Genomic DNA, 22,072 nt, shown 5'->3' on the forward strand with positions numbered 1-22,072 from the left:
AGGCGGCCGGCGCGCCAGCCGGGCGCACGCACGTGCCACAATGGACCTCCTGCCATGAATCGTGAACCGGATTTCCTCCAGAACGTGCAGGCCGAGTTGTCCAATGGCCGTGTCTGGCTGGACCGGGCCATCGTTCTTGCCTACGCCATCGTTGCCGGCCTCTGCGTGGTCGGCTTCACGCTGCTCAGCGAGCGCACGTTCGAGTGGTTCGAGCATGTCAACGGCATCAACCGCTGGCTGGTGCTGGTCTGGATCCCGGCCTGGACCGCCGGCATCGTCTGGCTGACCCGCCGCCACTTTCCGGGCACCTCGGGCTCGGGCATCCCCCAGGTCATGGCCGCGCTGGACCCGGCCCTGCCGCCGGCCCAGACCAGCCGCTTCGTCTCCCTCAAGCTCACGCTGGGCAAGATCGGCCTGTCGTCGGCCGGCCTGCTGGCGGGCCTGTCCATTGGCCGTGAAGGCCCGTCGGTGCAGGTGGCGGCCGGCATCATGCAGCATGCCCAGCGCTGGCTCGGGCCGGGTTCGGGCATCAGCCGCCATGCGCTGCTGGTGGCCGGTGGCGCCGCCGGCCTGGCGGCTGCCTTCAACGCGCCGCTGGCGGGGGTGGTGTTTGCCATCGAGGAGCTGTCGCGCAAGCTGGAGTCGCGCAGCAGCGGCCTGATCATCGCGGCCATCGTGCTGGGCGGCCTGATGGCCGTGTCGACCTTCGGCAACCTGACTTATTTTGGCGTGATCCGAGTGCCCCGGCTGAGCTGGGAGGCCCTGATGCCCGGCCTGATGGTGGCCGTGACCTGCGGCCTGCTGGGCGGGCTGTTCTCGCGCCTGATGGCGGCCTCGCTCACGGGCATGCCCGACCGCTTCAACCACTGGCGGGCACGCTTTCCGGTGCGGTTTGCCGCAGCCGGCGGCCTGGCCATTGCGGTGATCGGGATCGTGACCGGCGGCGCCACCTTTGGCGCGGGCTCGGCGGCGGTGCGCCACATGCTCGAAGGCCAGGCCGATGTGCCCGAGTTCTACGTCACGCTCAAGTTCATGGCCACCTGGCTGACCGCCTGGTGCGGCGTGCCAGGCGGCATCTTTGCACCCTCGCTGTCCATCGGCGCGGGCGTGGGCCACAACGTGGCGGCGCTGACCGGCGGCGGTGACCTCTCGGCCCCGCTGATCGCCATGGGCATGGCCAGCTTTCTGGCCGCCGTGACCCAGGCCCCGCTGACCTCGTTCATCATCGTGATGGAAATGGTCGACGGCCATGTGATGGTGCTCAGCCTGATGGCCTCGGCCATGCTGGCCAGCCTGCTCTCGCGCATGATCAGCCGGCCGCTGTACACCACGCTGGCCGAGCACATGGTGGCGCTGGTGGTGCCCCCGCCCCGCCCCGCCCCACCGCCCCCGGCCGCCGCTGCACCGGACACCGATGACTCTGTTCCGTCCGGCGCCGCGCCATCCGACGCCGGCTCGTCCGGGCCGGCCCCGGCCGACGCGGCCCCCGACGACACCTCGCCCCACGACGCCGCGCCCGACGCCGGCGACGCAACCCCGCCGCCTGACGGGCGCCGCCTGCCCCCGCTTTGAGGCGCGGCGCCGGGTTCAGGGCGCCGGCGGCACCACCGGCTGGCGCCAGGCCAGGCCCAGCCAGGCGGCACACAGGCCCGCCGAGACCATGAACAGCAGGTCGCCCCCGGCGGCCTTGAGCAGCAGCCCGCCCCCCAGCCCGCCCGCGAACAGGCCCAGGGACTGGGCGGTGTTGTAGACCCCCAGCGCCGCGCCGCGCGCCGCCGCCGGTGCCAGGCGCGACACCAGGCTGGGCAGGCTGGCCTCCAGCACATTGAAGGCACAGAAAAACAGCAGCAACAGCCCGGCCAGCACCGGCAGGTGGGCCTGGCCGCTGGCCACCACGAGCCCCAAACCGGCCTGCACCAGCCCCACCAGCGCCATCGCCGCCAGCAGCACCGCGCGCAGGTGGCCGCGCCGCTCCAGCGGGAACAGCACAGCGCCCATGACCCCAAATGAAGCCAGCACCGCGGGCAGGTAGACCTCCCAGTGCGCGGCCTTGGGCAGCCCGGCCTGCACCAGCAGCGCGGGCACCACCACCCACATGGCCATTTGGACCGCGTGCAGCGCGAACACCCCCAGGTCCAGCCGCCACAGCCCCGCCTGGGTCAGTGCCTGGCGCAGCCTCATGGCCGGTGCACCGCCGGCCCGGGTGCCTTCGGCAGGCACCAGCCACAGCGTCGCGGCCACGCCCGCCAGGGCCAGCAGGCCGGTCAGGCCGAACAGCCCGGCCAGCCCGATGCGTGCCGCCAGCCAGGGCGCCAGCAGCAGCGACAACGCGAACATCAGCCCGATGCTCGCGCCCACCATCGCCATGGCCTTGGTGCGCACGGCGTCGCGGGTCTGGTCGGCCAGCAGGGCCGTGACGGCGGCCGACACCGCGCCAGCCCCCTGCAGCGCGCGGCCCAGGGTCAGTCCGGCCAGGCTGTCGGCCCAGGCCGCCAGAAAGCTGCCCGCCGCAAAGACCAGCAGGCCCGCCACGATCACCGGTTTGCGGCCCAGCCGGTCGGAGGCCAGGCCAAAGGGAATCTGCAGCAAGGCCTGCGTCAGCCCGTAAATGCCCATGGCCAGCCCGACGCGGGCCGGGTCATCACCGCCACGGTAGCGCGCCGCCTCCAGCGCAAACACCGGCAACACCAGAAACAGCCCGAGCATGCGCAGCGCAAAGATCGCCGCCAGCCAGCCGCTGGCGCGGCGCTCCAGCGGGGTCATGCCGGAAGCCGCAGGGGCAGCGGACAGGGGGGAAGGCGTGAGGGCGTCGGGCGTGCGCATGCGCGGCGGGCAGGTCGGGGTCAGCAGTGCCGGCGGGGCCGGGAAAAGCCTTGAAAGGCCGGGAATATGTCAGTACAGGGCCTGATTGTCCCGTATCTCCCGGGCCGGGCCAGTGCAGCGGAAGGCTTGCCGGTCTATCATGGTGGGTTTTTCCGGGCGCGTTCCACCTTGAATTCATCGACTGACGGCAAATACCTCGCGGCCTCCCTGCAGCAGCAGCGGATCAGCATCCGCGGAGCGCGCACGCACAACCTCAAGAATGTCGACCTGGACATCCCGCGCAACCAGCTGGTGGTGATCACGGGGCTGTCGGGCTCGGGCAAGTCGTCGCTCGCGTTCGACACGCTGTATGCCGAGGGCCAGCGCCGCTATGTGGAAAGCCTGAGCGCCTACGCGCGGCAGTTCCTGCAGCTGATGGACAAGCCCGACGTGGACGTGATCGAGGGCCTGAGCCCCGCGATTTCCATCGAGCAGAAGGCCACCAGCCACAACCCGCGCTCCACCGTGGGCACGGTCACCGAGATCCACGACTACCTGCGCCTGCTGTTTGCCCGCGCCGGCACGCCCTACTGCCCCGACCACGGCCTGGCGCTGCAGGCCCAGACGGTGAGCCAGATGGTGGATGCCGTGCTGGCCCTGCCCGAAGACACCAAACTGATGATCCTCGCGCCCGTGGCGCGCGACCGCAAGGGCGAGTTCCTCGACGTGTTCTCGCAGATGCAGGCCCAGGGCTATGTGCGGTTCCGGGTGAACGGCGAATCGTATGAATTTGACGAACTGCCCAAGCTCAAGAAGACCGAGAAGCACAACATTGACGTGGTGATTGACCGGCTCAAGGTCCGCCCGGACATGCAGCAGCGCCTGGCCGAAAGCTTTGAAGCCGCGCTGCGCCTGGCCGACAGCCGCGCCATTGCGCTGGAGATGGACAGCGGCGTGGAGCACTTGTTCAACGCCAAATTCGCCTGTCCGGTGTGCAACTACTCCATCAGCGAGCTCGAGCCGCGGCTGTTCTCGTTCAATTCACCGGTGGGCGCCTGCCCGACCTGTGACGGCCTGGGCCATCGCGAGTTCTTTGACCCGGCGCGGGTCGTGGCCTTCCCCACGCTGTCGCTGGCCAGTGGCGCCATCAAGGGCTGGGACCGGCGCAACGGCTATTACTTCAGCGTGATCGAGAGCCTGGCCAAACACTACAAGTTCAGCGTCGACGCGCCGTTTGAATCGCTGCCGCCCGAGGTGCAGCAGGTGGTGCTGCACGGCTCGGGCGAGGAGGAGATCCGCTTCAGCTACACCATGGACTCGGGCAACTTCGCGGGCAAGAAGCTCAGCAAGAAGCACCCGTTCGAAGGGATCATCCCCAACATGGAGCGGCGCTACCGCGAGACCGACTCGGTGGCGGTGCGCGAGGAACTCGCGCGCTACCGCAGCCTGCAGCCCTGCAACGACTGCGGCGGCACGCGGCTCAAGCGCGAGGCCCGCCACGTCAAGGTGGGCGAAGGCGAGCAGGCCCGCGCCATCTTCGAGATCAGCCACGCCACGCTGCGCGAGAGCTTTGCCTATTTCAGCGACCTGAAGCTGCACGGCGCCAAGGCCGAGATCGCCGACAAGGTGGTGCGTGAGATCGGCCTGCGCCTGAAGTTCCTCAACGACGTGGGCCTGAACTACCTGAGCCTGGACCGCAGCGCCGAGACGCTCAGTGGCGGCGAGGCCCAGCGCATCCGCCTGGCCAGCCAGATCGGCTCGGGCCTGACCGGCGTCATGTACGTGCTGGACGAGCCCAGCATCGGCCTGCACCAGCGCGACAACGACCGTCTGATCGGCACGCTGCGGCACCTGCGCGACATCGGCAACAGCGTGATCGTGGTCGAGCACGACGAGGACATGATCCGCGCCGCCGACCACGTGATCGACATGGGCCCGGGCGCGGGCATCCACGGCGGCCGCGTGATGGCCCAGGGCACGTTTGAGGAAGTCAAGGCCACGGCCGCCTCGCTCACGGGGCAGTACCTGTCAGGCGCCAGAACCATTGCCGTGCCCAAGCGCCGCACGGCCTGGCTGCCGGTGGTGGGCGCGGCGCCCGCCGAGGCGCGCAGCAAGCCCTCTCGCTTTCCGCCCAGCGAGGCCGCGGTGCGCCGCGCCGCGCGCGAGGCCCAGCACCTGGCCACGCAGGGCCCGCTGCAGGAAATCCGCATCCTGGGCGCCACCGGCAACAACCTCAAGAACGTGAGCGTGGCTTTTCCCGTGGGGCTGCTGACCTGCGTGGCCGGCGTTTCGGGCTCGGGCAAGTCCACCCTGGTCAATGACACGCTGTACGCCGCCGTCGCGCGCACGCTGTACCGCGCGCACGAAGAGCCGGCGGCGCACGAAGCCATTGAAGGCATCGAGCACTTCGACAAGGTCATCAACGTCGACCAGTCGCCCATTGGCCGCACCCCGCGCAGCAACCCGGCCACCTACACCGGCCTGTTCACGCCGATCCGCGAGCTGATGGCGGAAACATCGATGGCCAAGGAACGCGGCTACGGCCCGGGGCGCTTCAGCTTCAACGTGGCCGGTGGCCGCTGCGAGGCCTGCCAGGGTGACGGCATGGTCAAGGTGGAGATGCACTTCCTGCCCGACGTGTACGTGCCCTGCGACGTCTGCCACGGCCAGCGCTACAACCGCGAAACCCTGGAGGTGCAGTGGAAGGGCAAGAACATCGCCCAGCTGCTGGACATGACGGTGGAAGACGCCTACGCCTTCCTGCAGGCCGTGCCCACCATCGCGCGCAAGCTGCACACCCTGCTGGATGTGGGGCTGAGCTACATCAAGCTGGGCCAGGCCGCCACCACGCTGTCGGGCGGTGAGGCGCAGCGCGTCAAGCTGGCGCTGGAGTTGAGCAAGCGCGACACCGGCCGCACGCTGTACATCCTGGACGAGCCCACCACCGGCCTGCACTTTGCCGACATCGACCTGCTGCTCAAGGTGCTGCACCAGCTGCGCGACGCGGGCAACACCATCGTGGTGATCGAGCACAACCTGGACGTGATCAAGACCGCCGACTGGGTGATCGACATGGGCCCCGAAGGCGGCGCCGGTGGCGGCACCGTGGTGGGCCAGGGCACGCCCGAGGACATCGCGGCCAACGAGGCCAGCCACACCGGGCGCTACCTGCAGCGCCTTTTATGAATCAGATGAGGCTGGAGTCCTTGCCAGTCGGCCACTATCTGCTATGTAATTAATAGCAAAACAGGAGTTTTCCCATGTCATCCATCACCCTGCGTTTCCTGGCCGAGCCCAGCACCGTCAACTTTGGCGGCAAGGTCCATGGCGGCACCGTCATGAAGTGGATTGACGAGGCCGGCTACGCCTGCGCCACCAGCTGGGCCAAGCGCTATTGCGTGACGGTCTACGTGGGCGGCATCCGCTTCCTGCGCCCCATCATGATCGGCGACCTGGTGGAAGTGGAGGCCCGGCTGGCCTACACCGGCACCACCAGCATGAACATTGCGGTGGAGGTGCGCAGCGGCGACATGAAGGGCGGCCATTTCGAGAAGACGACGGAATGCCTGATCGTCTTCGTCTCGGTGGACACCCACGGCCAGCCCATGCCCGTGGACAGCTGGTCGCCCGAGACACCCGGCGAGGTGGCGCTGGCCAACCGCGCCCGGGCCCAGCTGGACGCCTCGCGCGCCTCGCAGTGACGCAGGGCGCGTCGCAGCTGGGCGGCCGCGACTACGCCGCCGCGCTGGCCGTGGTGGTGATCTGGGGCCTGAACTTCGTGGCGATGAAGTTCGCGTTGCGCGACTTCACGCCCTTTCAGCTGGGCACGGCGCGCTACATCTTTGCCGTGCTGCCGCTGGTGCTGCTGGTCAGGGCGCCACGCCTGCACTGGAAGTGGCTGCTGCTGTATGGCCTGTGCCAGGGCGTGGGGCAGTTCGGCTTTCTGTTCAGCGCGCTCAAGGTCGGCATGACGGCCGCGCTGGCCTCGGTGCTGATGCAGACCCAGGTGTTCTTCACGGCCGTGTTCGGCTTTGTGCTGCTCCATGAGCGTGCCAACCGCACGCTGCAGGCGGGCCTGCTGCTGGCCGCGCTGGGGCTGGCCTGCTTTGCCATGAACTACCTCGCGCCCGGCAGCGGCACGGCCACCACGTTCTGGGGCCTCGTGCTCAACCTGTGCGCGGCCGCCATGTGGGCCGCCTCCAACATCGTGGCGCGCAAGGCGCAGCAGGCCAGCAGCGGCTTTGACGCGCTGGGCTTCGTGGTCTGGAGCAGCCTGGTGCCCATCGTGCCGTTCACGCTGTTCACACTGGCTTTTGACGCGCCGGCCACGCGCTGGCAGTGGCTGGCCGCACCGCTGAGCAGCTGGCTGGCCGTGGCCTACCTGGGCTGGGTCGCCACCATCTGGGCCTACGCCATGTGGACCGGCCTGCTCAAGCGCCACCCGGCCAACCGCGTGGCACCGTTCAGCCTGGGCGTGCCCGTGGTGGGGCTGGCGGCCGGCATGGGCGTGCTGGGCGAAACCATCACGTCCTGGCAGTGGGCCGGCATTGCGCTGGTGGTGGCCGCGCTGGCCTGCGTGATGCTGGGGCCGCGGCTGCTGGCGCGCCTCAACCCAAAAAGCCCAGGTTAGTGGGGTAATCAGGCCGCCCCGCGGCCGCGCCAAAGTTGCGCAGGTTGGGCAGCACGCCGGCCAGCTCGGCATCGGCCACGCCGAACCAGCGCGCCAGCGTGGCCGCGTACTGGTCCACCGAGGTGCTGGGCAGAAGGCGGCCCTGGCCCACATGCCACTGGTCCTCGGCCGCGGCCGTGCTGGTCACGCTCACCGGCGGTGCCATGCCGTAGAAGGCGCCGCCGCGCACCGCGCCGCCCACCACCAGGTGGTGGCTGCCCCAGCCATGGTCGGAACCGTCGCCATTGGAGCTCAGCGTGCGGCCAAAGTCCGAGGCCGTGAAGGCCGTGACCTGGTTGGCCACACCCAGCTCCACCGTGGCGTTGTAGAACGCGGTCATGGCGCTGCTGAGCCGGTCCATCAGCACCGGTTGCTGGGCCAGCAGGTTGTCATGCAGGTCAAAGCCGCCGAGCGAGACAAAAAATACCTGCCGCCTGGCGCCCAGCGCGCTGCGCCCGCCGATCAGCCGGGCCACGGTCTGCAACTGGCTGGCCAGCGAATTGCCCGCCGGAAACGGCGTGGCCAGCGTGGCGGCGCCCAGCGCGCCGGTGATCTGGCTCTCGGCCCCGATGGTGCGCGCGGTGACGCGGTTGTATTCGTTCTCCAGCACCTGGGTGCGGGGCTGCTGGATGAGCTGGCCCAGCGCCGCCCGCACGGCTGCAGAGCCATAGACATTGCTCTTGACGCCGTTGATGCCCACCGCGCCGCCGCTGCTCACCTGGTATTGCAGCGCCGTGTCCCCGGACAGGAACACCGCATTGCCGCTGACCGAGATGCAGGTGAACAGCGCATTGCCGTTGCCCGACAGCGCGAGGTCGCCTAGGTGCCCGCCCCAGCCGACCGTGGCCCCTTCGGGCGAGGATGACTGCCACACCGACTGCTGGTCGTTGTGCGAGAACAGCTTGGGCGGCAGCGGAAAGCTGCGCCGGTCACCGCTTTGGTACTGGGCCCGCGTGAGCGGCACCACCAGCGGCCCCACGTTGAGCTGCACCGCCGCCTGGCCGCTGTTGAACAGCCCCGCCAGGCCGCCCATGGACGGGTGCAGCGCATATTGGCGCGCCCCCGGCAGCGGCGTGCCCGGCGCGAGCAGGGTTGCGGCCAGGTCGGCGCGCGGCAGCGCAATGCCGCCGCGGATGGCGCTGTAGCGGGCGTGGCTGGCCTCGTCATAGGTCACCACGGTGTTGGCATAGTCGTTGCCGCCGAACAGGAAGACGCAGACCAGGGCCTTGTAGTCGGTCGCGTCAAAGGCCGCGGCCTCGCCCATGGCGGCCAGGTTCAGCGCCAGCGGCAGCGCACCGCCGGCCAGCGCGAGCTGGCCCGAGCGCCGCAGAAAGGCCCGGCGCGAGTGAAAGGCCTGGGGATGGATCAGGTGCATGGCGGGCCTCTTATTTCTGGATCAGGTATTCGGCGCTGGCCATCACCAGCAGCACCGCCGCGCCGATGCGGTTGCGTTTGTTGGCCTCGCTGCTGCTGGCCGTGAGGGCCGTGGCATTGAGGGCGGTCACGATCAGCGCCTGCGTGGCGGCCGACAGCTGGCCTGCGCACAGCAGCAGGTTGAGCCGGCTCACCAGCGCCGCGGCATCGGTGGCCAGCGCCAGCTCGGCGCTGTAGGCCACGGTCAGGTCGGTGCTCGGGCCGTTGCGCAGCAGCCCCTGCAGGTAGTTGAGGTAGCCGCCCACGCTGCTTTCATTGACGATCTGGAACTCGGGCGCCACTTGCTCGCTGCCGGCCAGCGCCGTGCCCGGCGGCACGTAGCCGGGCCGGAAGAAGTTGAAGACCGAGGCCGCGCGCAACGGGCTTTGCCCCAGCTGGGTAGCGGGGTTGCTGAGGTCACCGATCTTCCAGGTGCCGCTGGCCGAAGCCAGGCCAAACGTGCGGCCCCATTGCACGTAGCGCAGCATGGGCTCGCGCAGCTTGCCATGCGTGGCCGCCGTGAGCCCCTGCGGCCCGCGCGCCTCGTCGTCCAGCAAAATGGCCGCCCACACCGCGGCAAGGTCACCGCGTACCCCCGTGCCGTTGTTGTTGAAGGCCGCGGCCACGCGGCCCACATAGGCCGGCGAGGGGTTGCTGGTGACCAGCCGCTGGATCATCTGCCGGCCAAAGAACGGGCCCACGTTGGGGTGGTTGAACAGCGTGTCCAGCGCCGTTTTCAGCGCGGCCTTGCCGTCGGTGCCCGCGGGCACGGTGGTGCCCAGGAAGGTGGCGGCCAGCGTGGAGTGGCGGCTCGCGGTGAGCACCATGGGCAGCCGCGCGAAGGCCTGGCTGGTGATGGTGCGGCCATTGGCGCTGACCGGCACGTTCTGGCTGGTGTCCACGTCGTAACCGGTGAACACGCGGGCCAGGTTGGTGACGTCGGCCTGCACATAGGTTTCAAGCTTGTTGCCTTGGGCGTCGCGCTTCTCGGTGCCGTCGGGGTTCAGCTGGTACAGGCCGATGCTCATGAGCTGCATCACCTCGCGCGCATAGTTCTCGTCGGGCTGGCGCCCGGTGGCGGTGTTTTCCTTCTGGTTGCCACGGGTGTTGAGGTAGTAGCCCATGGCCACGTTGAGCGTGACGGCCTCCAGCAGGCTGCGGAAGTTGCCAAACGCATGGGCCGCCAGCAAATCCCACCAGGCGGCCAGCGCGTGGCTGCGCCAGCGAAAGTCCAGCCCCGTGTGCGACACCACGAAGAACTCCGACAGCGCCAGCGCCATCCGCTTGCGCACCGGCTCGGAGGTGGTCATGAGCTGGTTCCAGATCATGTAGTCGCCTGGGTAGCTCTGGTCGTAGTAGTTCTGCGAGGTGCTGGCGTCGCCATAGCCCTGGCTCTCGAGCCAGTCCCAGCCGGTCTGCGACGGCGCAGCGGCCATCTGCTCGCCCAGCCAGCTGGCGTAGCTGCGGCCCGTCAGGCCCGCCAGTTCGGCGTCGGACGCCGACAGTTGCGCCTGCAGCAGAAAGCGCGCGGCCTGCTCGCGGCTGGTGGCGGTTTTGTAGGCGTAGGCCGAGTCGTCAATCGCCACGGGAATACCGGGCACGCCGGGCGATGCGGCCGGCGTGCCCGTGCCGCCGCCCCCACCGCCACCACAGGCGGCCAGCGTGGCCGCGGACAGCAGGGCCAGCGAGGCGCCAGCGGGGGCCGATGAAGGCGGCGGCGGTGCCGCGGGATGCGATGGGGAATCAAACCGGGTGGCCTCGGCCACCATGGGCATCGTGGATGCCTGCTCCTCAAGACTCATGCGACGCCCCAGCGCTGTTGTAGTGCCCCGAGCCTAGGGCCGCGCCTCAATTCACTCCGTGTCTTTTGCGCTGTGCCGTGTGAGAGCGGTTACCAACTGTCAGGGCCGGGCGGCGGCCAGCACGTCGCGTGTGCGCAGGGCCTCGCGGCGCGCGGCTTCGGCAAAGTCATCGCCCTGCGACGCGTAGATGATGGACCGTGACGAGTTCACCACAATCGGTGCATCGGGCCGCCAGCCCGCGCGCACCGTGGCGACCGCGTCCCCACCCTGCGCGCCCACGCCGGGGATCAGCAGCGGCAACGTGGGCGCGACCACGCGCACGCGTTCGATTTCGGCCGGGTAGGTGGCGCCCACCACCAGGCCCAGCTGGCCATTGAGGTTCCACGGGCCCTGCGCGAGCCGCGCTACATGTTCATACAACAGCGGCGCCCCGTCGATGGAAGAAAGCCGCTGGTTCTGCAGGTCGTCGCCACCGGGGTTGGAGGTGCGGCACAACAGGAACGCGCCCTTGCCCTCGAACTTGAGGTAGGGCTGCACCGAGTCAAAGCCCATGAAGGGCGAGAGCGTGACGGCGTCGGCGCCATAGCGCTCAAAGGCCTCCATGGCGTACTGCTCGGCCGTGGAGCCGATGTCGCCGCGCTTGGCATCCAGAATGATGGGCACCTGCGGCGCCACGCGGCGCATGTGCTCCATGAGCCGCTCGAGCTGGCCCTCGGCGCGGTGCGCGGCAAAGTAGGCAATCTGGGGCTTGAAGGCGATGACCAGGTCGGCCGTGGCGTCGACGATGCGCGCGCAAAAGTCGTAGATCTTGTTGGCGTCGCCCTTGAGTTTTCCCGGGAAGCGCGTGGGTTCGGGGTCCAGCCCCACGCAGAGCATGGAGCCATTCTGGTTTTCGGCCCCACGCAGCATGTCAATGAAGGTCATGGGCAGGATTTTACGGTTGGCGCCACAATCGCTGCCCATGCCCGCACTCTCCCGACAGCAACTCATCGTCCTGGTCCTGCTCACCCTCGTCTGGGGCCTGAACTGGCCCGTGATGAAGCTGGGCGTGACGGGCTACCCGCCGCTGACCTTCCGCGCGCTGTCGATCTGGCTGGGCCTGCCCGTGCTCGCGCTGGGGCTGGTGGTGCTCAAGGTGCCGTTTCGCGTGCCGCGCCAGCACTGGCGCGAACTGCTGTGGCTGGCCGCCACCAACATGTTTGTCTGGCACGCCTGCATCATCCTGGCCGTCAAGGCGCTGTCTAGCGGGCGCGCGGCCATCCTGGGCTACACCATGCCCATCTTCTCGGCGGTGCTGGGCGCGGTGCTGTTCTCGGCCGTGCTGACCCGGCGCGGCTGGCTGGGCGTGAGCGCCGCCGCGCTGGGCGTGGTGCTGCTGCTGTGGCACGAGTTCACCGGGCTGGCCGGGCGGCCCGCCGGCGTGGCCTTTGCCCTGGTGGCCGCCGCCACCTGGGCCTATGGCACGCAACTGCTGCGCCGCACCAGCATCCCGGTGGCCACGCTCACGCTGTCGTTCTGGATGACGGCGCTCACCGCCGTGGTCATGACCGTGCTGGCCACGCTGTTCGAACGCGCGCAGTGGGCGCCGCCCAGTGCCACCGCCTGGGGCTCGATTGGCTACAACGCGGTGCTGATCTTCGGTTTTGCGCACGCCGCATGGTTCTACCTGGCGCGCGGCCTGCCGCCGGTGGCCTCCACGCTGAGCGTGATGTTCATCCCGGTGCTGGGCGTGTTCAGCGGCGCGATCTGGCTGCACGAGGTGCTGCACTGGCAGGACTGGGCCGCCGTGGCGCTGATGGTGGTGGCCATTGCCTCGGTGCTGTGGCCCAGCCGGCCCGTGGCCGCAGTGGCTCAGCCGTGAACCTGCCTTGAGTCGCCGGGCGCCTGCGCCCGGTCGTTCATGCCGTAGTCGCGCACCACCTGCGCTACCCGCAACCGGTAGTCGGCAAACACCTGGTCGCGCCCCAGTTGCTGGGTGCGCCGGTGCGCCTCGAGGTTGCGCCACTGCTGCACCGCCGCCTCGTCGCGCCAGTAAGACAGCGACAGCAGCTTGCCCGGCTCGCTCAGGCTCTGGAACCGCTCGATGGAGATGAAGCCATCGATCTGCGCGAGCGCGGGCCGCAAGGCCGCGGCTGCATCCAGGTACTGGCCCGTCTTGCCCTCCTGGGGCACCACTTCAAAAATCACGGCCAGCATCGCATCACTCCCCGGCCGCGCCCGCGTGGGGCAGGCCATTGAAGGTGCCGGGCACCAGCTCGGTGAAGGTGCGCTCCTCGCGCAGGATGAAGCGCAGGCGCTGGGCCATGGCGAAGTTCTCGCGGCCCTGGGCATCGGTGCGCAGGCGGGCGCGGTAGGCCTCGTAGGCGGCCAGGCTGTCGAACGAGATCAGGCCCCAGGCCACGTCGTTGGTGCCCTCATGCGGCAGAAAGTAGCCCACCAGATGGCCGCCGCAGCGCGGGATGATGCGGCCCCAGTTCTCGGCATAGGTCTTGAAGGCGTCGCGCTGGAACGGATCGATCTGGTAGCGGATGAAACAGGTCACGGTCATGGGCATCTCCTTGGGTTCAGTCCCTGCATGATGCGGCCGGCCGATGCCCCGATGCTTCGCTGCGCAACGAAGCATGGCGCCCGGCCAGGCTGCTAAGGTCCGGTGCAGGAGATGCCCCCATGAACACCAACCAGATCGCCCATGTGGCCTCGCTTGTGGGCGAGCCCGCGCGCACCGCCATGCTGCTGGCGCTGATGGACGGCCGTGCGCTCACCGCGAACGAGCTGGCCACCGCGGCCCATGTGTCTGCCCCCACGGCCAGCCGCCACCTGGGCCTGCTGGTGGAAGCCGGGCTGCTGGCCGTGGCCCAGCAGGGCCGCCACCGCTACCACCGGCTGGCTTCCGGCGAGGTGGCCAAGGTGCTGGAGGGCATCATGCAGCTGGCCGCGCTCAAACCTGCCGCGCGGCCCCCGCGCGTGGTGACCGGCCCACGCGACGCCGCGCTGCGCTTTGCGCGCACCTGCTACGACCACCTGGCCGGGCGGCTGGGCGTGGCCATGGCCGAACACCTGCTGGGCGAAGGCGCCATTGCCTTTGACGGCGAGGCTGGCCGGGTCACGCCTCAGGCGACCGCAGTTCTGGCCCGGCTGGGCGTGGACGCCGCGCAGGCGCAGGCCACCCACAGCAACACCACCCGCCGCCTGCAGTGCCGCCCCTGCCTGGACTGGAGCGAGCGCCGCTTTCACCTGGCCGGCCGGCTCGGCGCCCTGGTCTGCACCCACTGCCTCGAACAAGGCTGGCTGCTGCGCCGCCCCGGCGCGCGGGCGCTGGACCTGAGCCCGCAAGGGGCGGCTGCGCTGAGAAACTGGATGGGGATGCAGCGCTGGGGCGCATTGACACAGGCAGACAGAAACGGGAAATGACGCATCATCGGCGACGGCACGTTCTGAAGCATTGAAAGCTCAAATTTTGGCGTTTCGATGCTACCAATTTTCCTTCATGATAGCATTCAATGGTCTTTAATTGGCTTATTAATGCTATGGCAAATCTCTACACCCCCACTGAGATGGGCTTTGACTCCCGTCTGGAAGCCATTGACCGCTGCCAGGTGGGGCTGCTGCGTGAATTGGCCGGTGATCTTGGCAACCGCCTGATCCTCAAAGGCGGCATGGCCATGCGGGCGGTATTCGGGAGCATGCGGCTCACCAAGGACATCGATTTCGACCGTGACGAGACGATCAGCCAGGCAGCGCTCAAGAAAGGGCTGGGCAGGCTGCTGGTGCGCGCGGCAGGCACCGCCGGGATCAGGGCGCCCAGAGCGGAAGTCACCAAGGACACGGCAACCACCGTCCGCGTTCGCCTCCAAGGGGTGATCGGCCACGACACCGACGTGCGGTTTGACGTGGAGGTTTCAGGGCGCGCTGCGCCGTCCAGGGAGAATCTGCGTGTCGAGGTGGTGGTGCCGCCACAGAAATACGCCATGGCGCCTTTTCCGGTGACCACCTACACCCACGCAACCCTCGCCGCAATGAAGGTCGGCGCGGCGCTTTCGGACCGGCGCAACGCACCGCGGGACCTGTACGACCTGCGCGACCTGATCCGGGCAGGCGCCGATCCGGTCACGCTGCTGACCAGCCAGGACCAGGACCTCCTGGAAGACTTCCTGTCCCGCGCACCGGGCAAACTGGACATGCTGACCTACGCACTGGCGCAGCAGGAGCTGCTGCCCTTCCTGCCACCGGCGGAGCGGGCGACCCTCACTGAAGACGCCTGGATCGAGGCCACGATCATGGTGGCGGAAAAAATAGGGCAATGGTGCACGATGGCACTGGAGACGCAGGCGTCGGCACCGGCCGGCGAGCCTGCCAGCGCAAGGCCACGGCCATGAGCGCGGCCTGGAAGACCGACGCCGAGCGGCGGCTGATGCAGGCCGACAGCCCATCGGTCATGACAACGGCGATGCTGCACGCGCTTGTGACCACCGGCCGGCCGGACGCTCCTTCCGCGTCAACGTTCACCCGATGGCTGGCCTCCATGTCCGGGGCCGGAAAGCTGCGCGAGGTCATCAAGGGCGTATACCTGAACTATCTGGGCCACCGCGATGTGAGCCCGGCCGCCGCGGCCCACTGGGTGCGCAGCCGCAGTGTCGTCAGCCTGTCGTGGGTGCTGGAGCAGGCGCACATCACCAACAACTTTGGCGACACCATCACCTGCGTCATCGGCACAGGCCCCGGCTTGCCCAACCCGCAGATCGGCGACCGCGCCACAACGGCGGGCCAGTTCCGCTTCTTTGCGATGCCCGCGCATCTCGTCGACGAACGGGCCGGCCGACTGGAGGACATCCGGGACCTGCGCTTCGACTACCCCCGCGCGACGCCCGAGAAGGCCCTGCTCGACTGGATTTTTCTGGGCGCCTCAGCACGCAGCCGCATGACACACCCCCCTTTCGACCTGGACATCGAGGTCCTGAGCGCGCCCCGTTTGCGCCGCACCGCAAAAGCCATGGCCATCAGCGCGCTGCTGGAAGACTGGCTGCGCCAGCGTGAGCACTACCAGGCCGACAGCGACGTGCAGGAAAACTCGGCCACGCGAATGCGCTTCTGACAGCCCCGACTCACCTGTAAATGCCCAGCGTGGCCAGCTTCTGCGTGAAGGCAATGAGCCGGTCGAACTTCTGCTGGTCAAACGAGGCGTGCATCTGCAAAAAGCGCTGCTTGCGCGCGCCGGGGCCCTGGCCGGGCACCATGACAAAGCCCATCTTGGCGTCGGCATAGAACCGCGCGTCCTGCGGGTCCACGTCGTAGCCGTATTCCAGCAGCGTGAGGATTTCGCTGCCGCCGGGCTTGACGGGGTAGTTCATGTCGCCCCGGGTCCCGAGGCCGGGCACCTTGGAGCCCACGGGCGCATTCATCATCTGCTGGCGCTTGCCGGCATCGCGCGTGGCCGGGTCCAGAAAGGTTTCGTAGTCCACCGTGGACGTGGCGAACACGAAGGCCGCGCCTTTCTCGATGCCCGCATGCAGGAAGAAATCGTTGAGCCGGATGTCCCAGTTGATGGCACTGGCCGCCGGCGCGTTGGCCCGCAGGATCATCGGGTTCATGATGAAGCTGCGCTCATACAGGTTCTGGCTGCTGGCCAGCACCCGCAGGAAGATCGAGCCCTCCACCAGCTTCCAGGTGGTGAACAGCAGGCGGATCTGTTTGTACTTGTGCAGCAGCGCGTCAAGCGTGCAGGCCTGCAGCGCGCTCAACCCCAGCGAGGTGCTGTCCTTGGCGGCCACGCTGTTCATGGGCACCCCGTTGGCCGGCTCGACAAACTCGCCGTTGACCTTCTGCATCCCCTTGAGCAAGGCCTTGCGGTTCTCTTCCAGGCCCTTTTCAAGGTTGGCAATGGTGGCAGCGCCGGCGTTGTACTGCTTGCTCTTGTCCCAGTCGAACAGGTTGGCGCGGTTCTGGCGCAGCAGCGCGGCCGCGCGGATCTGGGCATGCAGGTCGTTGCCGCCGCTGGCCTGCGCGTCGTCGGCCGCCTGCTGAAGCGCCTGCTTGCCCTTGCGTGAATGCAGGGGGCGGGCGAACTCCTTGAACTCCTCCAGGAAAACGTCTTCGGCCGCGCCCACCTCGTGGTCGGCGATCCAGTTGCGCATCAGCCCCATCATGTTGGCCCGCTCCGCGAGCGTGATGGTGTGCATGCCCACGGCGTTGCGGGCCGCATCCTGGTAGCGCTGCGTCATGTAGTTGTTCTGGAAAGTCAGCAGGAAGACCTGCTGCTTCACGGTCAAGGGCATATGCGACTCCAGGTTGCGCGGCTCCCCTGATGGGGAAAACGCCTCAAATACCTCCGTGTAACGCAGTGTATCTGCACGCTTGAAAGCCTGCGGGCGAGCTCACTCAGCGCGCCTGAGCCGGCGCCAGGGCGGTGACCGCCTGCGTCAAGGCAGCCGCCGGATCCACCCCCGTGGACACCAAAGCCGCCTGTCGCTCCAGGATTTGTTGCCAGACGAGCCGGCCACTCTCTGAAGCGAGGTAGGGGTAGTCTGCAAACGCCTTGGCCTTGATCTGGTTGACCTGCGCATACAGCTGCGCCGCCTGCAGTTGCCGTTCACTTTCAAAACTGGATGTGCCTGGCCCCCGCTGCGCCGGATGTCGGCTCGCCGACTTGTAGGCGCCCAGCAGCAGGACGTATTCCGCCGCCGTGCCGCCTTGAAGTACCTTGGCCACCGTGACCTGCAGGTCTGGCGGCAGGTGACGAACCCACTCAGCGAAACCCGCCGAACGCATGACCTCGTCCGCATCGGGGTGGGCCTCGTACACGGCCGGCCCCAAGACGCCTGGCGACCGGTGCATCGCACCGGACGGGGCTGTCGGCGAAGGAAGAGCAGAAGGCGCCTCGGGACCGCCCTCGCGGCCCGGGTCATGGATCAGCAAAAGAACAAAAGCAATGGCCCCACCGAGCAGGCCCGCTCCCACCAGAAATCGCCGCGCCCAACCACGCCCAAGCCCTGCCATCCTGCCTCTCCTTGCCCCGGGTAGGGGCCGTTAAGATGGGCCGGCCCCTGGCCAAGACCTGCCCCTGAATTGCCATGCTCCAGTACATCACCCTCCCCGTCACCGCCTTCCAGCAGAACTGCTCCATTCTCTGGGACGACCAGACCCTGCAGGCCGCCATCATCGACCCGGGCGGCGAAATCGACCGCCTGCTGGCCGAAGTTGCGCGGCTTGGCCTCAAGCTCGAGCAGATCTGGATGACGCACGCCCACATCGACCACGCGGGCGGCACGGCCGAACTGGCGCAGCGGCTGGGCATCCCCATCATCGGCCCGCACCCCGGCGACCAGTTCTGGATTGACGGGCTGCCGCAACAGGGCGCCATGTTTGGCTTTCCGCCCTCGGAGCCGTTCACGCCCACGCGCTGGCTGCACGATGGCGACACGGTCACGCTGGCTGGCCATGTGCTGCAGGTGCGGCACTGCCCGGGCCACACGCCCGGCCATGTGGTGTTTTATTCGCCCGAGATCCAGCGGGCGTTTGTGGGTGATGTGCTGTTTGCCGGCAGCATAGGCCGCACGGACTATCCGCAGGGCAACCATGGGCAGCTCATTGAGAGCATCACCACGCGGCTGTGGCCCATGGGCAATGACACGGTGTTCATTCCGGGCCACGGGCCCGAGAGCAGTTTTGGCCGCGAGCGCCAGACCAACCCGCACGTGACGGGCACCTGACGCAGCCCGCTAGCGCCGCGCCGCCTGGTACAGCCCGCGCACCTTGGGCACGTTGGCCTCGAGCTGGCGGATGCGGTCGGGGCCGCTGGGGTGAGTGGACAAAAAGCCCGGGCCGCCATTGCCGGTGGCGGCGGCCATCTTTTTCCACAGCGTCACCGACGCATCGGGGTCGAAGCCGCCGCGTGCCGCAAGCTCCAGCCCCACCAGGTCGGCCTCGGTCTCGTCCTCGCGGCTGAACTTGAGCGTGAGCAACTGGGTGCCGATGTTGGCCGCCACGTCGCCCAGCTGGCCCAGGCCAAACAGCTGTGCACCCAGTGACAGCAGCGCGCTGGTGCCCTGGCTCTTGGCAATGCGCGAGCGTGCATGTTCACGCAGGGCGTGGGCCATTTCATGGCCCATGACCATGGCGGCCTCGTCGTCAGTCAGGCTGAGCTGGTCAAGAATGCCGGTGTAAAACGCGATCTTGCCGCCGGGCATGCAGAAGGCGTTGATCTGCTTGCTGCCGATCAGGTTGACCTCCCACCGCCAGCCGTTGGCGCGGTCGTTCCACTTGGGTGCAAACGGAATCAAGCGGCGGCTGATGGCACGCAGGCGCTGCAACTGGGCATTGCTGTCGGGCGCCAGGGCACGCTTGGCGCGCGCCTCGGCCAGCATCTCGTTGTATTGCTGGCCGGCCGCTGTTTCCAGCTCGCCGGCGGGCACCAGCTTGCGCAGGCTCGAGGCGTTGCCCACATCCACCTGGGCCAACAGCGGCTGGGCGGTGGCCGCGCCGGCCGCCAGCAAAAAAGCGCGGCGGCCAGACCACACGGATTGTTTGGCGGAGCAGAGCAGGCACATGGGGCAATAATAAACAGAACTCTTGCCCCCCATGTCAGACCAAGCCGCATCCGCCACTCCGCCCAAACCCCTTTCGTGGCTTGCCACGCTCAAGGTCTATCTGGAGCCGGCCAGCCTGCGCATGCTGGCGCTGGGCTTTTCAGCCGGGCTGCCCCTGCTGCTGGTGCTGGGCACCTTGAGCTTCAGGCTGCGCGAGGCCGGCATAGACCGCACCACCATCGGCTACCTGAGCTGGGTGGGCCTGGCCTATGGCTTCAAGTGGTGCTGGGCGCCGCTGGTGGACCGGCTGCCCCTGCCGGGGCTGACCAACACCCTGGGCCGCCGGCGCGGCTGGCTGCTGCTGTCGCAGGCCATCATCGTGGCCGGGTTGGTGGGCATGGCGCTGGTGGACCCGCGCCAGACGCTGGAGCCCATCGTCTGGTGTGCGCTGGTGGTGGCCTTTGGCTCGGCCACGCAGGACATTGCGCTGGACGCCTTTCGCATTGAATCGGCCGACGCGCAGCGCCAGGCGGCGCTGGCCGCCACCTACCAGACCGGCTACCGGCTGGCCATGATCTGGGCCGGCGCCGGCGTGCTGTGGATTGCCGCGCGCGCCGAGATCGCCCCCGCGGTGGCCGGCGCTGTAGCGGCCTACCAGAACGGCGCCTGGCAAACGGCGTACCTGGTGATGGCGGGCTCCATGAGTGTGGGCTTGCTCACCGTGCTGCTGTCGCGCGAGCCGGCTCCGCGTGAGCTGCCGCCGGCCCGCAATGCGGCCGAGTGGTTGCGCGGCGCGCTGGTGGACCCGTTTGCCGACTTCATTGGCCGCTACCGCTGGCAGGCCGCGCTGATCCTGGCGCTGATTGCCGTGTACCGCATCAGCGACGTGGTCATGGGCATCATGGCCAACCCGTTCTATGTGGACATGGGCTACACCAAGGACGAGGTGGCCGCCGTCACCAAGGTGTTTGGCGTGATCATGACCCTGGTGGGTGCCTTTGTGGGCGGCGCCATGGCCATGCGGCTGGGCGTGATGCGCGTGCTGATGCTGGGCGCCGTGCTGAGCGCCGCCAGCAACCTGCTGTTTGCCTGGCTGGCCGGCCATGGCCATGACGTGACCGCGCTGGTGCTGGTGATCTCGGCCGACAACCTCTCCAGCGGCATTGCCTCGGCGGCGTTCATTGCCTACCTGTCGTCACTGACCAACGTGAACTATTCGGCCACGCAGTACGCGCTGTTCAGCTCCATGATGCTGCTGCTGCCCAAATGGCTGGCGGGGTTTTCAGGCATGTATGTGGACGCCCATGGCTACAGCCAGTTCTTCACGGCCACGGCGCTGCTGGGCTTGCCGGTGCTGGTGCTGGTTTGGTTGGCGGGGCGGGCGCAGCGATCCAATCCCTGAAGCCTGTTCACGCAGTCTGTGCGTGCAGGCGCAAGCCCAGGGCGCGAGCCACCTTGAGCACGGTGGCAAAGCTGGGGTTGCCCCCCTCGCTGAGCGCCCGGTACAGGCTCTCGCGACTGAGCCCCGCCTCTTTGGCGACCTGGCTCATGCCCTTGGCACGCGCAATATCGCCAAGCGCCCGGGCAATGCCAGAGGCGTCGTCTGGCGCCTCTTCAAGCCAGGCGTCCAGATAAGCGGCCATTTCTTCAGGCGTGCGCAGGTGCTCCGCCACGTCGTAGGATGTTGCCTTGGGTCTGGAAATCTTCTTGCGGGCGGCGACTGGCATGTAACTACTCCTCATAGGCCTGCGCGAGGCGGATGGCTCTGGCGATGTCTTTGGCCTGAGTTGACTTGTCTCCGCCAACGAGCAGCAGGAGGAAATGGCCACGACGCTGCGTGTAATACACGCGGTAGCCAGGGCCGACGTCCACTTTCAGTTCCGAGACACCGTGGGTCAGTGACCTGCCCCCGCCCAGCCGCCGGGTAGTGCGGCTCGATCAGCTCGAGCAGCGCCTTCCACGTCACGACCTGTTCCATTTTTCCCAGGAAGACTTCCGGCGTGTCCGTTTTCCTTTGCCGACGTACTCCGCGTCAGCGAAACTGATCTGGCTCGTACCGCAGGCTGCTCTGCATCGCTCAACGCGCCGCGGCAGAATCGGTGGACTTGCTCAGACTTTCCCTAACGTTCGAGCAAAGCGGGCGCCGTTTGACGGCTTCAACTCCAAATGGCTACCAGCTCGGCGATTTTTGTGGCGACCACTGTCATGGAGTCTTCCGAGGTGTCCAAGCCGCTTCGCGAAGCGAGCATGGGGCTAACGTCGCGGAGCGCCGCGTATGTTGTACCGTGCACGATGGGCACCAGCCGGTTACCTTGCAGTAATGTCGATAGCTCCTTGTCGGCCACGCCCTCCCTCGGCAGGCGTGCGAGCAATGCGGGCGTCACCAGAACGAGTCCAATCTTCGAGGCCGCCAAGCCCTTGTCAATCGCGCGCATCATCGGAACGCCAAGGCCAAGGTCCTTCTCGCTGAACCAAACTTTGACGCCCGCCGCCTCTAGGAAGTCGTGGAGTTGCTTTGCGGCGCCTTGCCGGTCATCCCAGGCATGACATAAAAAGCAATCCCGAAGATCTGGCTTCGCCGCCGCTTGAACTTCAACAGCCTCGCGAACTGGCGTGAGTGACGCAACCTGAGCCGATGTGTAGGAGACGGTCGAACCGGCGCGTGACCACCGCGGCCTCGAGCCGCCGCTGCCGCTTGATCGTCCGCCTCCGCTGTAGCTGCTGCTGCCCGACGAGTAGGGGGAGGTGTAGCCACCACCGTAGCCATAGCTGCTGCGGTAGCCGCCGCGACTGCTGCATGCTGGGCAGTTGGCTGCAGCGCTCGACGAGCGATGACCATTTACTGGGGCTGTGCACTGAGCCAT

Annotated in this window: 22 protein-coding genes and 1 pseudogene; 10 read left to right on the forward strand and 13 right to left on the reverse strand. The window is 68.0% G+C overall.

Annotated features, from left to right (window positions below; genetic code table 11):
• Positions 1-54: 54 nt before the first annotated feature.
• Positions 55-1,572 (forward strand): chloride channel protein, encoded by a 1,518-nt coding sequence (locus KF796_00950; GenBank protein ID MBX3585181.1) that lies wholly within the window; start codon positions 55-57, stop codon positions 1,570-1,572.
• 15 nt (positions 1,573-1,587) lie between these two features.
• Here KF796_00950 and KF796_00955 read toward each other — a convergent pair whose 3' ends face one another.
• A complete protein-coding gene (locus KF796_00955) occupies positions 1,588-2,763 on the reverse strand; it encodes an MFS transporter (GenBank protein MBX3585182.1) in 1,176 nt (391 codons plus the stop codon).
• Between the two features lie 126 nt (positions 2,764-2,889).
• On the opposite strand from KF796_00955, the gene uvrA reads away from it, so the two are divergent.
• From uvrA to KF796_00970, 3 genes are all read left to right on the forward strand, one after another.
• Positions 2,890-5,988 carry an excinuclease ABC subunit UvrA gene (gene uvrA / locus KF796_00960; protein ID MBX3585183.1) on the forward strand — a complete coding sequence of 1,033 codons (3,099 nt, stop codon included), beginning with the start codon at positions 2,890-2,892 and terminating at the stop codon, positions 5,986-5,988.
• A 74-nt stretch (positions 5,989-6,062) separates the two neighbouring features.
• Positions 6,063-6,503 (forward strand): acyl-CoA thioesterase, encoded by a 441-nt coding sequence (locus KF796_00965; protein MBX3585184.1) that lies wholly within the window; start codon positions 6,063-6,065, stop codon positions 6,501-6,503.
• A 17-nt stretch (positions 6,504-6,520) separates the two neighbouring features.
• Positions 6,521-7,432, forward strand: a complete 912-nt coding sequence (locus KF796_00970) for an EamA family transporter (protein MBX3585185.1) — start codon at positions 6,521-6,523, stop codon at positions 7,430-7,432.
• Here the strand turns inward: KF796_00970 and KF796_00975 are convergent.
• From KF796_00975 to pyrF, 3 genes are all read right to left on the reverse strand, one after another.
• Positions 7,410-8,846, reverse strand: coding sequence for a DUF1501 domain-containing protein (locus KF796_00975; GenBank protein ID MBX3585186.1), 1,437 nt, complete (start codon positions 8,844-8,846; stop codon positions 7,410-7,412). The two genes, KF796_00970 and KF796_00975, sit on opposite strands and share 23 nt — an antisense overlap.
• 10 nt (positions 8,847-8,856) lie before the next feature.
• On the reverse strand, positions 8,857-10,659 hold the full coding sequence (locus KF796_00980) for a DUF1800 domain-containing protein (GenBank protein ID MBX3585187.1): 1,803 nt from the start codon (positions 10,657-10,659) through the stop codon (positions 8,857-8,859).
• A 126-nt stretch (positions 10,660-10,785) separates the two neighbouring features.
• Entirely contained in the window at positions 10,786-11,610 is an 825-nt protein-coding gene (gene pyrF, locus KF796_00985) for an orotidine-5'-phosphate decarboxylase (protein MBX3585188.1), read from the reverse strand.
• 37 nt (positions 11,611-11,647) lie between these two features.
• Between pyrF and KF796_00990 the strand changes: the two genes are divergently transcribed.
• On the forward strand, positions 11,648-12,547 hold the full coding sequence (locus KF796_00990; protein MBX3585189.1) for a DMT family transporter: 900 nt from the start codon (positions 11,648-11,650) through the stop codon (positions 12,545-12,547).
• On the opposite strand, the gene KF796_00995 is transcribed toward KF796_00990, so the two are convergent.
• The gene (locus KF796_00995) at positions 12,538-12,882 is read right to left on the reverse strand and encodes an antibiotic biosynthesis monooxygenase (GenBank protein MBX3585190.1); all 345 of its coding nucleotides are present in this window, start codon (positions 12,880-12,882) and stop codon (positions 12,538-12,540) included. The genes KF796_00990 and KF796_00995 overlap by 10 nt on opposite strands.
• A gap of 4 nt (positions 12,883-12,886) precedes the next feature.
• A complete protein-coding gene (locus tag KF796_01000; protein MBX3585191.1) occupies positions 12,887-13,234 on the reverse strand; it encodes an NIPSNAP family protein in 348 nt (115 codons plus the stop codon).
• Positions 13,235-13,353: 119 nt separating this feature from the next.
• Between KF796_01000 and KF796_01005 the strand changes: the two genes are divergently transcribed.
• The 3 genes from KF796_01005 to KF796_01015 all read left to right on the forward strand — a co-directional run bounded on the left by KF796_01005 (position 13,354) and on the right by KF796_01015 (position 15,778).
• Positions 13,354-14,097: a helix-turn-helix transcriptional regulator gene (locus KF796_01005; protein MBX3585192.1), complete on the forward strand. Its 744-nt coding sequence runs from the start codon at positions 13,354-13,356 to the stop codon at positions 14,095-14,097.
• 116 nt (positions 14,098-14,213) lie between these two features.
• A complete protein-coding gene (locus KF796_01010; GenBank protein ID MBX3585193.1) occupies positions 14,214-15,062 on the forward strand; it encodes a nucleotidyl transferase AbiEii/AbiGii toxin family protein in 849 nt (282 codons plus the stop codon).
• Complete coding sequence (locus KF796_01015; protein ID MBX3585194.1) at positions 15,059-15,778, forward strand: hypothetical protein; 720 nt, start codon at positions 15,059-15,061, stop codon at positions 15,776-15,778. Before KF796_01010 ends, KF796_01015 begins: the two co-directional genes overlap by 4 nt.
• Before the next feature lie 10 nt (positions 15,779-15,788).
• Here the strand turns inward: KF796_01015 and KF796_01020 are convergent, their stop codons facing one another.
• Positions 15,789-16,958, reverse strand: coding sequence for a hypothetical protein (locus KF796_01020; protein MBX3585195.1), 1,170 nt, complete (start codon positions 16,956-16,958; stop codon positions 15,789-15,791).
• A 103-nt stretch (positions 16,959-17,061) separates the two neighbouring features.
• Complete coding sequence (locus tag KF796_01025; protein MBX3585196.1) at positions 17,062-17,484, reverse strand: hypothetical protein; 423 nt, start codon at positions 17,482-17,484, stop codon at positions 17,062-17,064.
• 269 nt (positions 17,485-17,753) lie between these two features.
• Here KF796_01025 and KF796_01030 point away from each other — a divergent pair, with 269 nt between their 5' ends.
• Entirely contained in the window at positions 17,754-18,392 is a 639-nt protein-coding gene (locus KF796_01030; protein ID MBX3585197.1) for an MBL fold metallo-hydrolase, read from the forward strand.
• 9 nt (positions 18,393-18,401) lie between these two features.
• Here KF796_01030 and KF796_01035 read toward each other — a convergent pair whose 3' ends face one another.
• Positions 18,402-19,229 carry a M48 family metallopeptidase gene (locus KF796_01035; GenBank protein ID MBX3585198.1) on the reverse strand — a complete coding sequence of 276 codons (828 nt, stop codon included), beginning with the start codon at positions 19,227-19,229 and terminating at the stop codon, positions 18,402-18,404.
• Positions 19,230-19,260: 31 nt separating this feature from the next.
• On the opposite strand from KF796_01035, the gene KF796_01040 reads away from it, so the two are divergent.
• Positions 19,261-20,610 carry an MFS transporter gene (locus tag KF796_01040; GenBank protein ID MBX3585199.1) on the forward strand — a complete coding sequence of 450 codons (1,350 nt, stop codon included), beginning with the start codon at positions 19,261-19,263 and terminating at the stop codon, positions 20,608-20,610.
• Between the two features lie 7 nt (positions 20,611-20,617).
• Here KF796_01040 and KF796_01045 read toward each other — a convergent pair whose 3' ends face one another.
• The 4 genes and pseudogenes from KF796_01045 to KF796_01060 form a co-directional block, all read right to left on the reverse strand.
• The gene (locus KF796_01045) at positions 20,618-20,935 is read right to left on the reverse strand and encodes a putative addiction module antidote protein (protein ID MBX3585200.1); all 318 of its coding nucleotides are present in this window, start codon (positions 20,933-20,935) and stop codon (positions 20,618-20,620) included.
• 4 nt (positions 20,936-20,939) lie between these two features.
• Positions 20,940-21,125, reverse strand: a complete 186-nt coding sequence (locus KF796_01050) for a hypothetical protein (protein MBX3585201.1) — start codon at positions 21,123-21,125, stop codon at positions 20,940-20,942.
• Positions 21,121-21,302 (reverse strand): annotated as a pseudogene (locus KF796_01055) (hypothetical protein). Before KF796_01055 ends, KF796_01050 begins: the two are co-directional and overlap by 5 nt.
• 62 nt (positions 21,303-21,364) lie before the next feature.
• Positions 21,365-22,072, reverse strand: coding sequence for a toll/interleukin-1 receptor domain-containing protein (locus KF796_01060; protein MBX3585202.1), 708 nt, complete (start codon positions 22,070-22,072; stop codon positions 21,365-21,367).

Origin of the sequence: Ramlibacter sp. (genome assembly GCA_019635435.1) — a bacterium.
In the GTDB taxonomy this organism is placed as follows: Bacteria; Pseudomonadota; Gammaproteobacteria; order Burkholderiales; family Burkholderiaceae_C; genus JAHBZM01.

Bases quoted from the DNA above. Each gene is read 5' to 3' on its own strand.
- KF796_01005 (MBX3585192.1), top strand. From the start codon at position 13,354: ATGAACACCAACCAGATCGCCCATGTGGCCTCGCTTGTGGGCGAGCCC.
- KF796_01015 (MBX3585194.1), top strand. From the start codon at position 15,059: ATGAGCGCGGCCTGGAAGACCGACGCCGAGCGGCGGCTGATGCAGGCC.
- KF796_00995 (MBX3585190.1), bottom strand. From the start codon at position 12,882: ATGCTGGCCGTGATTTTTGAAGTGGTGCCCCAGGAGGGCAAGACGGGC.
- KF796_00965 (MBX3585184.1), top strand. From the start codon at position 6,063: ATGTCATCCATCACCCTGCGTTTCCTGGCCGAGCCCAGCACCGTCAAC.
- KF796_00975 (MBX3585186.1), bottom strand. From the start codon at position 8,846: ATGCACCTGATCCATCCCCAGGCCTTTCACTCGCGCCGGGCCTTTCTG.
- KF796_00990 (MBX3585189.1), top strand. From the start codon at position 11,648: ATGCCCGCACTCTCCCGACAGCAACTCATCGTCCTGGTCCTGCTCACC.
- KF796_01030 (MBX3585197.1), top strand. From the start codon at position 17,754: ATGCTCCAGTACATCACCCTCCCCGTCACCGCCTTCCAGCAGAACTGC.
- KF796_01060 (MBX3585202.1), bottom strand. From the start codon at position 22,072: ATGGCTCAGTGCACAGCCCCAGTAAATGGTCATCGCTCGTCGAGCGCT.
- KF796_01020 (MBX3585195.1), bottom strand. From the start codon at position 16,958: ATGCCCTTGACCGTGAAGCAGCAGGTCTTCCTGCTGACTTTCCAGAAC.
- KF796_01045 (MBX3585200.1), bottom strand. From the start codon at position 20,935: ATGCCAGTCGCCGCCCGCAAGAAGATTTCCAGACCCAAGGCAACATCC.
- KF796_00955 (MBX3585182.1), bottom strand. From the start codon at position 2,763: ATGACCCCGCTGGAGCGCCGCGCCAGCGGCTGGCTGGCGGCGATCTTT.
- uvrA (MBX3585183.1), top strand. From the start codon at position 2,890: ATGTCAGTACAGGGCCTGATTGTCCCGTATCTCCCGGGCCGGGCCAGT.
- KF796_01040 (MBX3585199.1), top strand. From the start codon at position 19,261: ATGTCAGACCAAGCCGCATCCGCCACTCCGCCCAAACCCCTTTCGTGG.
- KF796_01035 (MBX3585198.1), bottom strand. From the start codon at position 19,229: ATGTGCCTGCTCTGCTCCGCCAAACAATCCGTGTGGTCTGGCCGCCGC.
- KF796_00980 (MBX3585187.1), bottom strand. From the start codon at position 10,659: ATGCCCATGGTGGCCGAGGCCACCCGGTTTGATTCCCCATCGCATCCC.
- KF796_01010 (MBX3585193.1), top strand. From the start codon at position 14,214: ATGGCAAATCTCTACACCCCCACTGAGATGGGCTTTGACTCCCGTCTG.
- KF796_00950 (MBX3585181.1), top strand. From the start codon at position 55: ATGAATCGTGAACCGGATTTCCTCCAGAACGTGCAGGCCGAGTTGTCC.
- pyrF (MBX3585188.1), bottom strand. From the start codon at position 11,610: ATGACCTTCATTGACATGCTGCGTGGGGCCGAAAACCAGAATGGCTCC.
- KF796_01000 (MBX3585191.1), bottom strand. From the start codon at position 13,234: ATGACCGTGACCTGTTTCATCCGCTACCAGATCGATCCGTTCCAGCGC.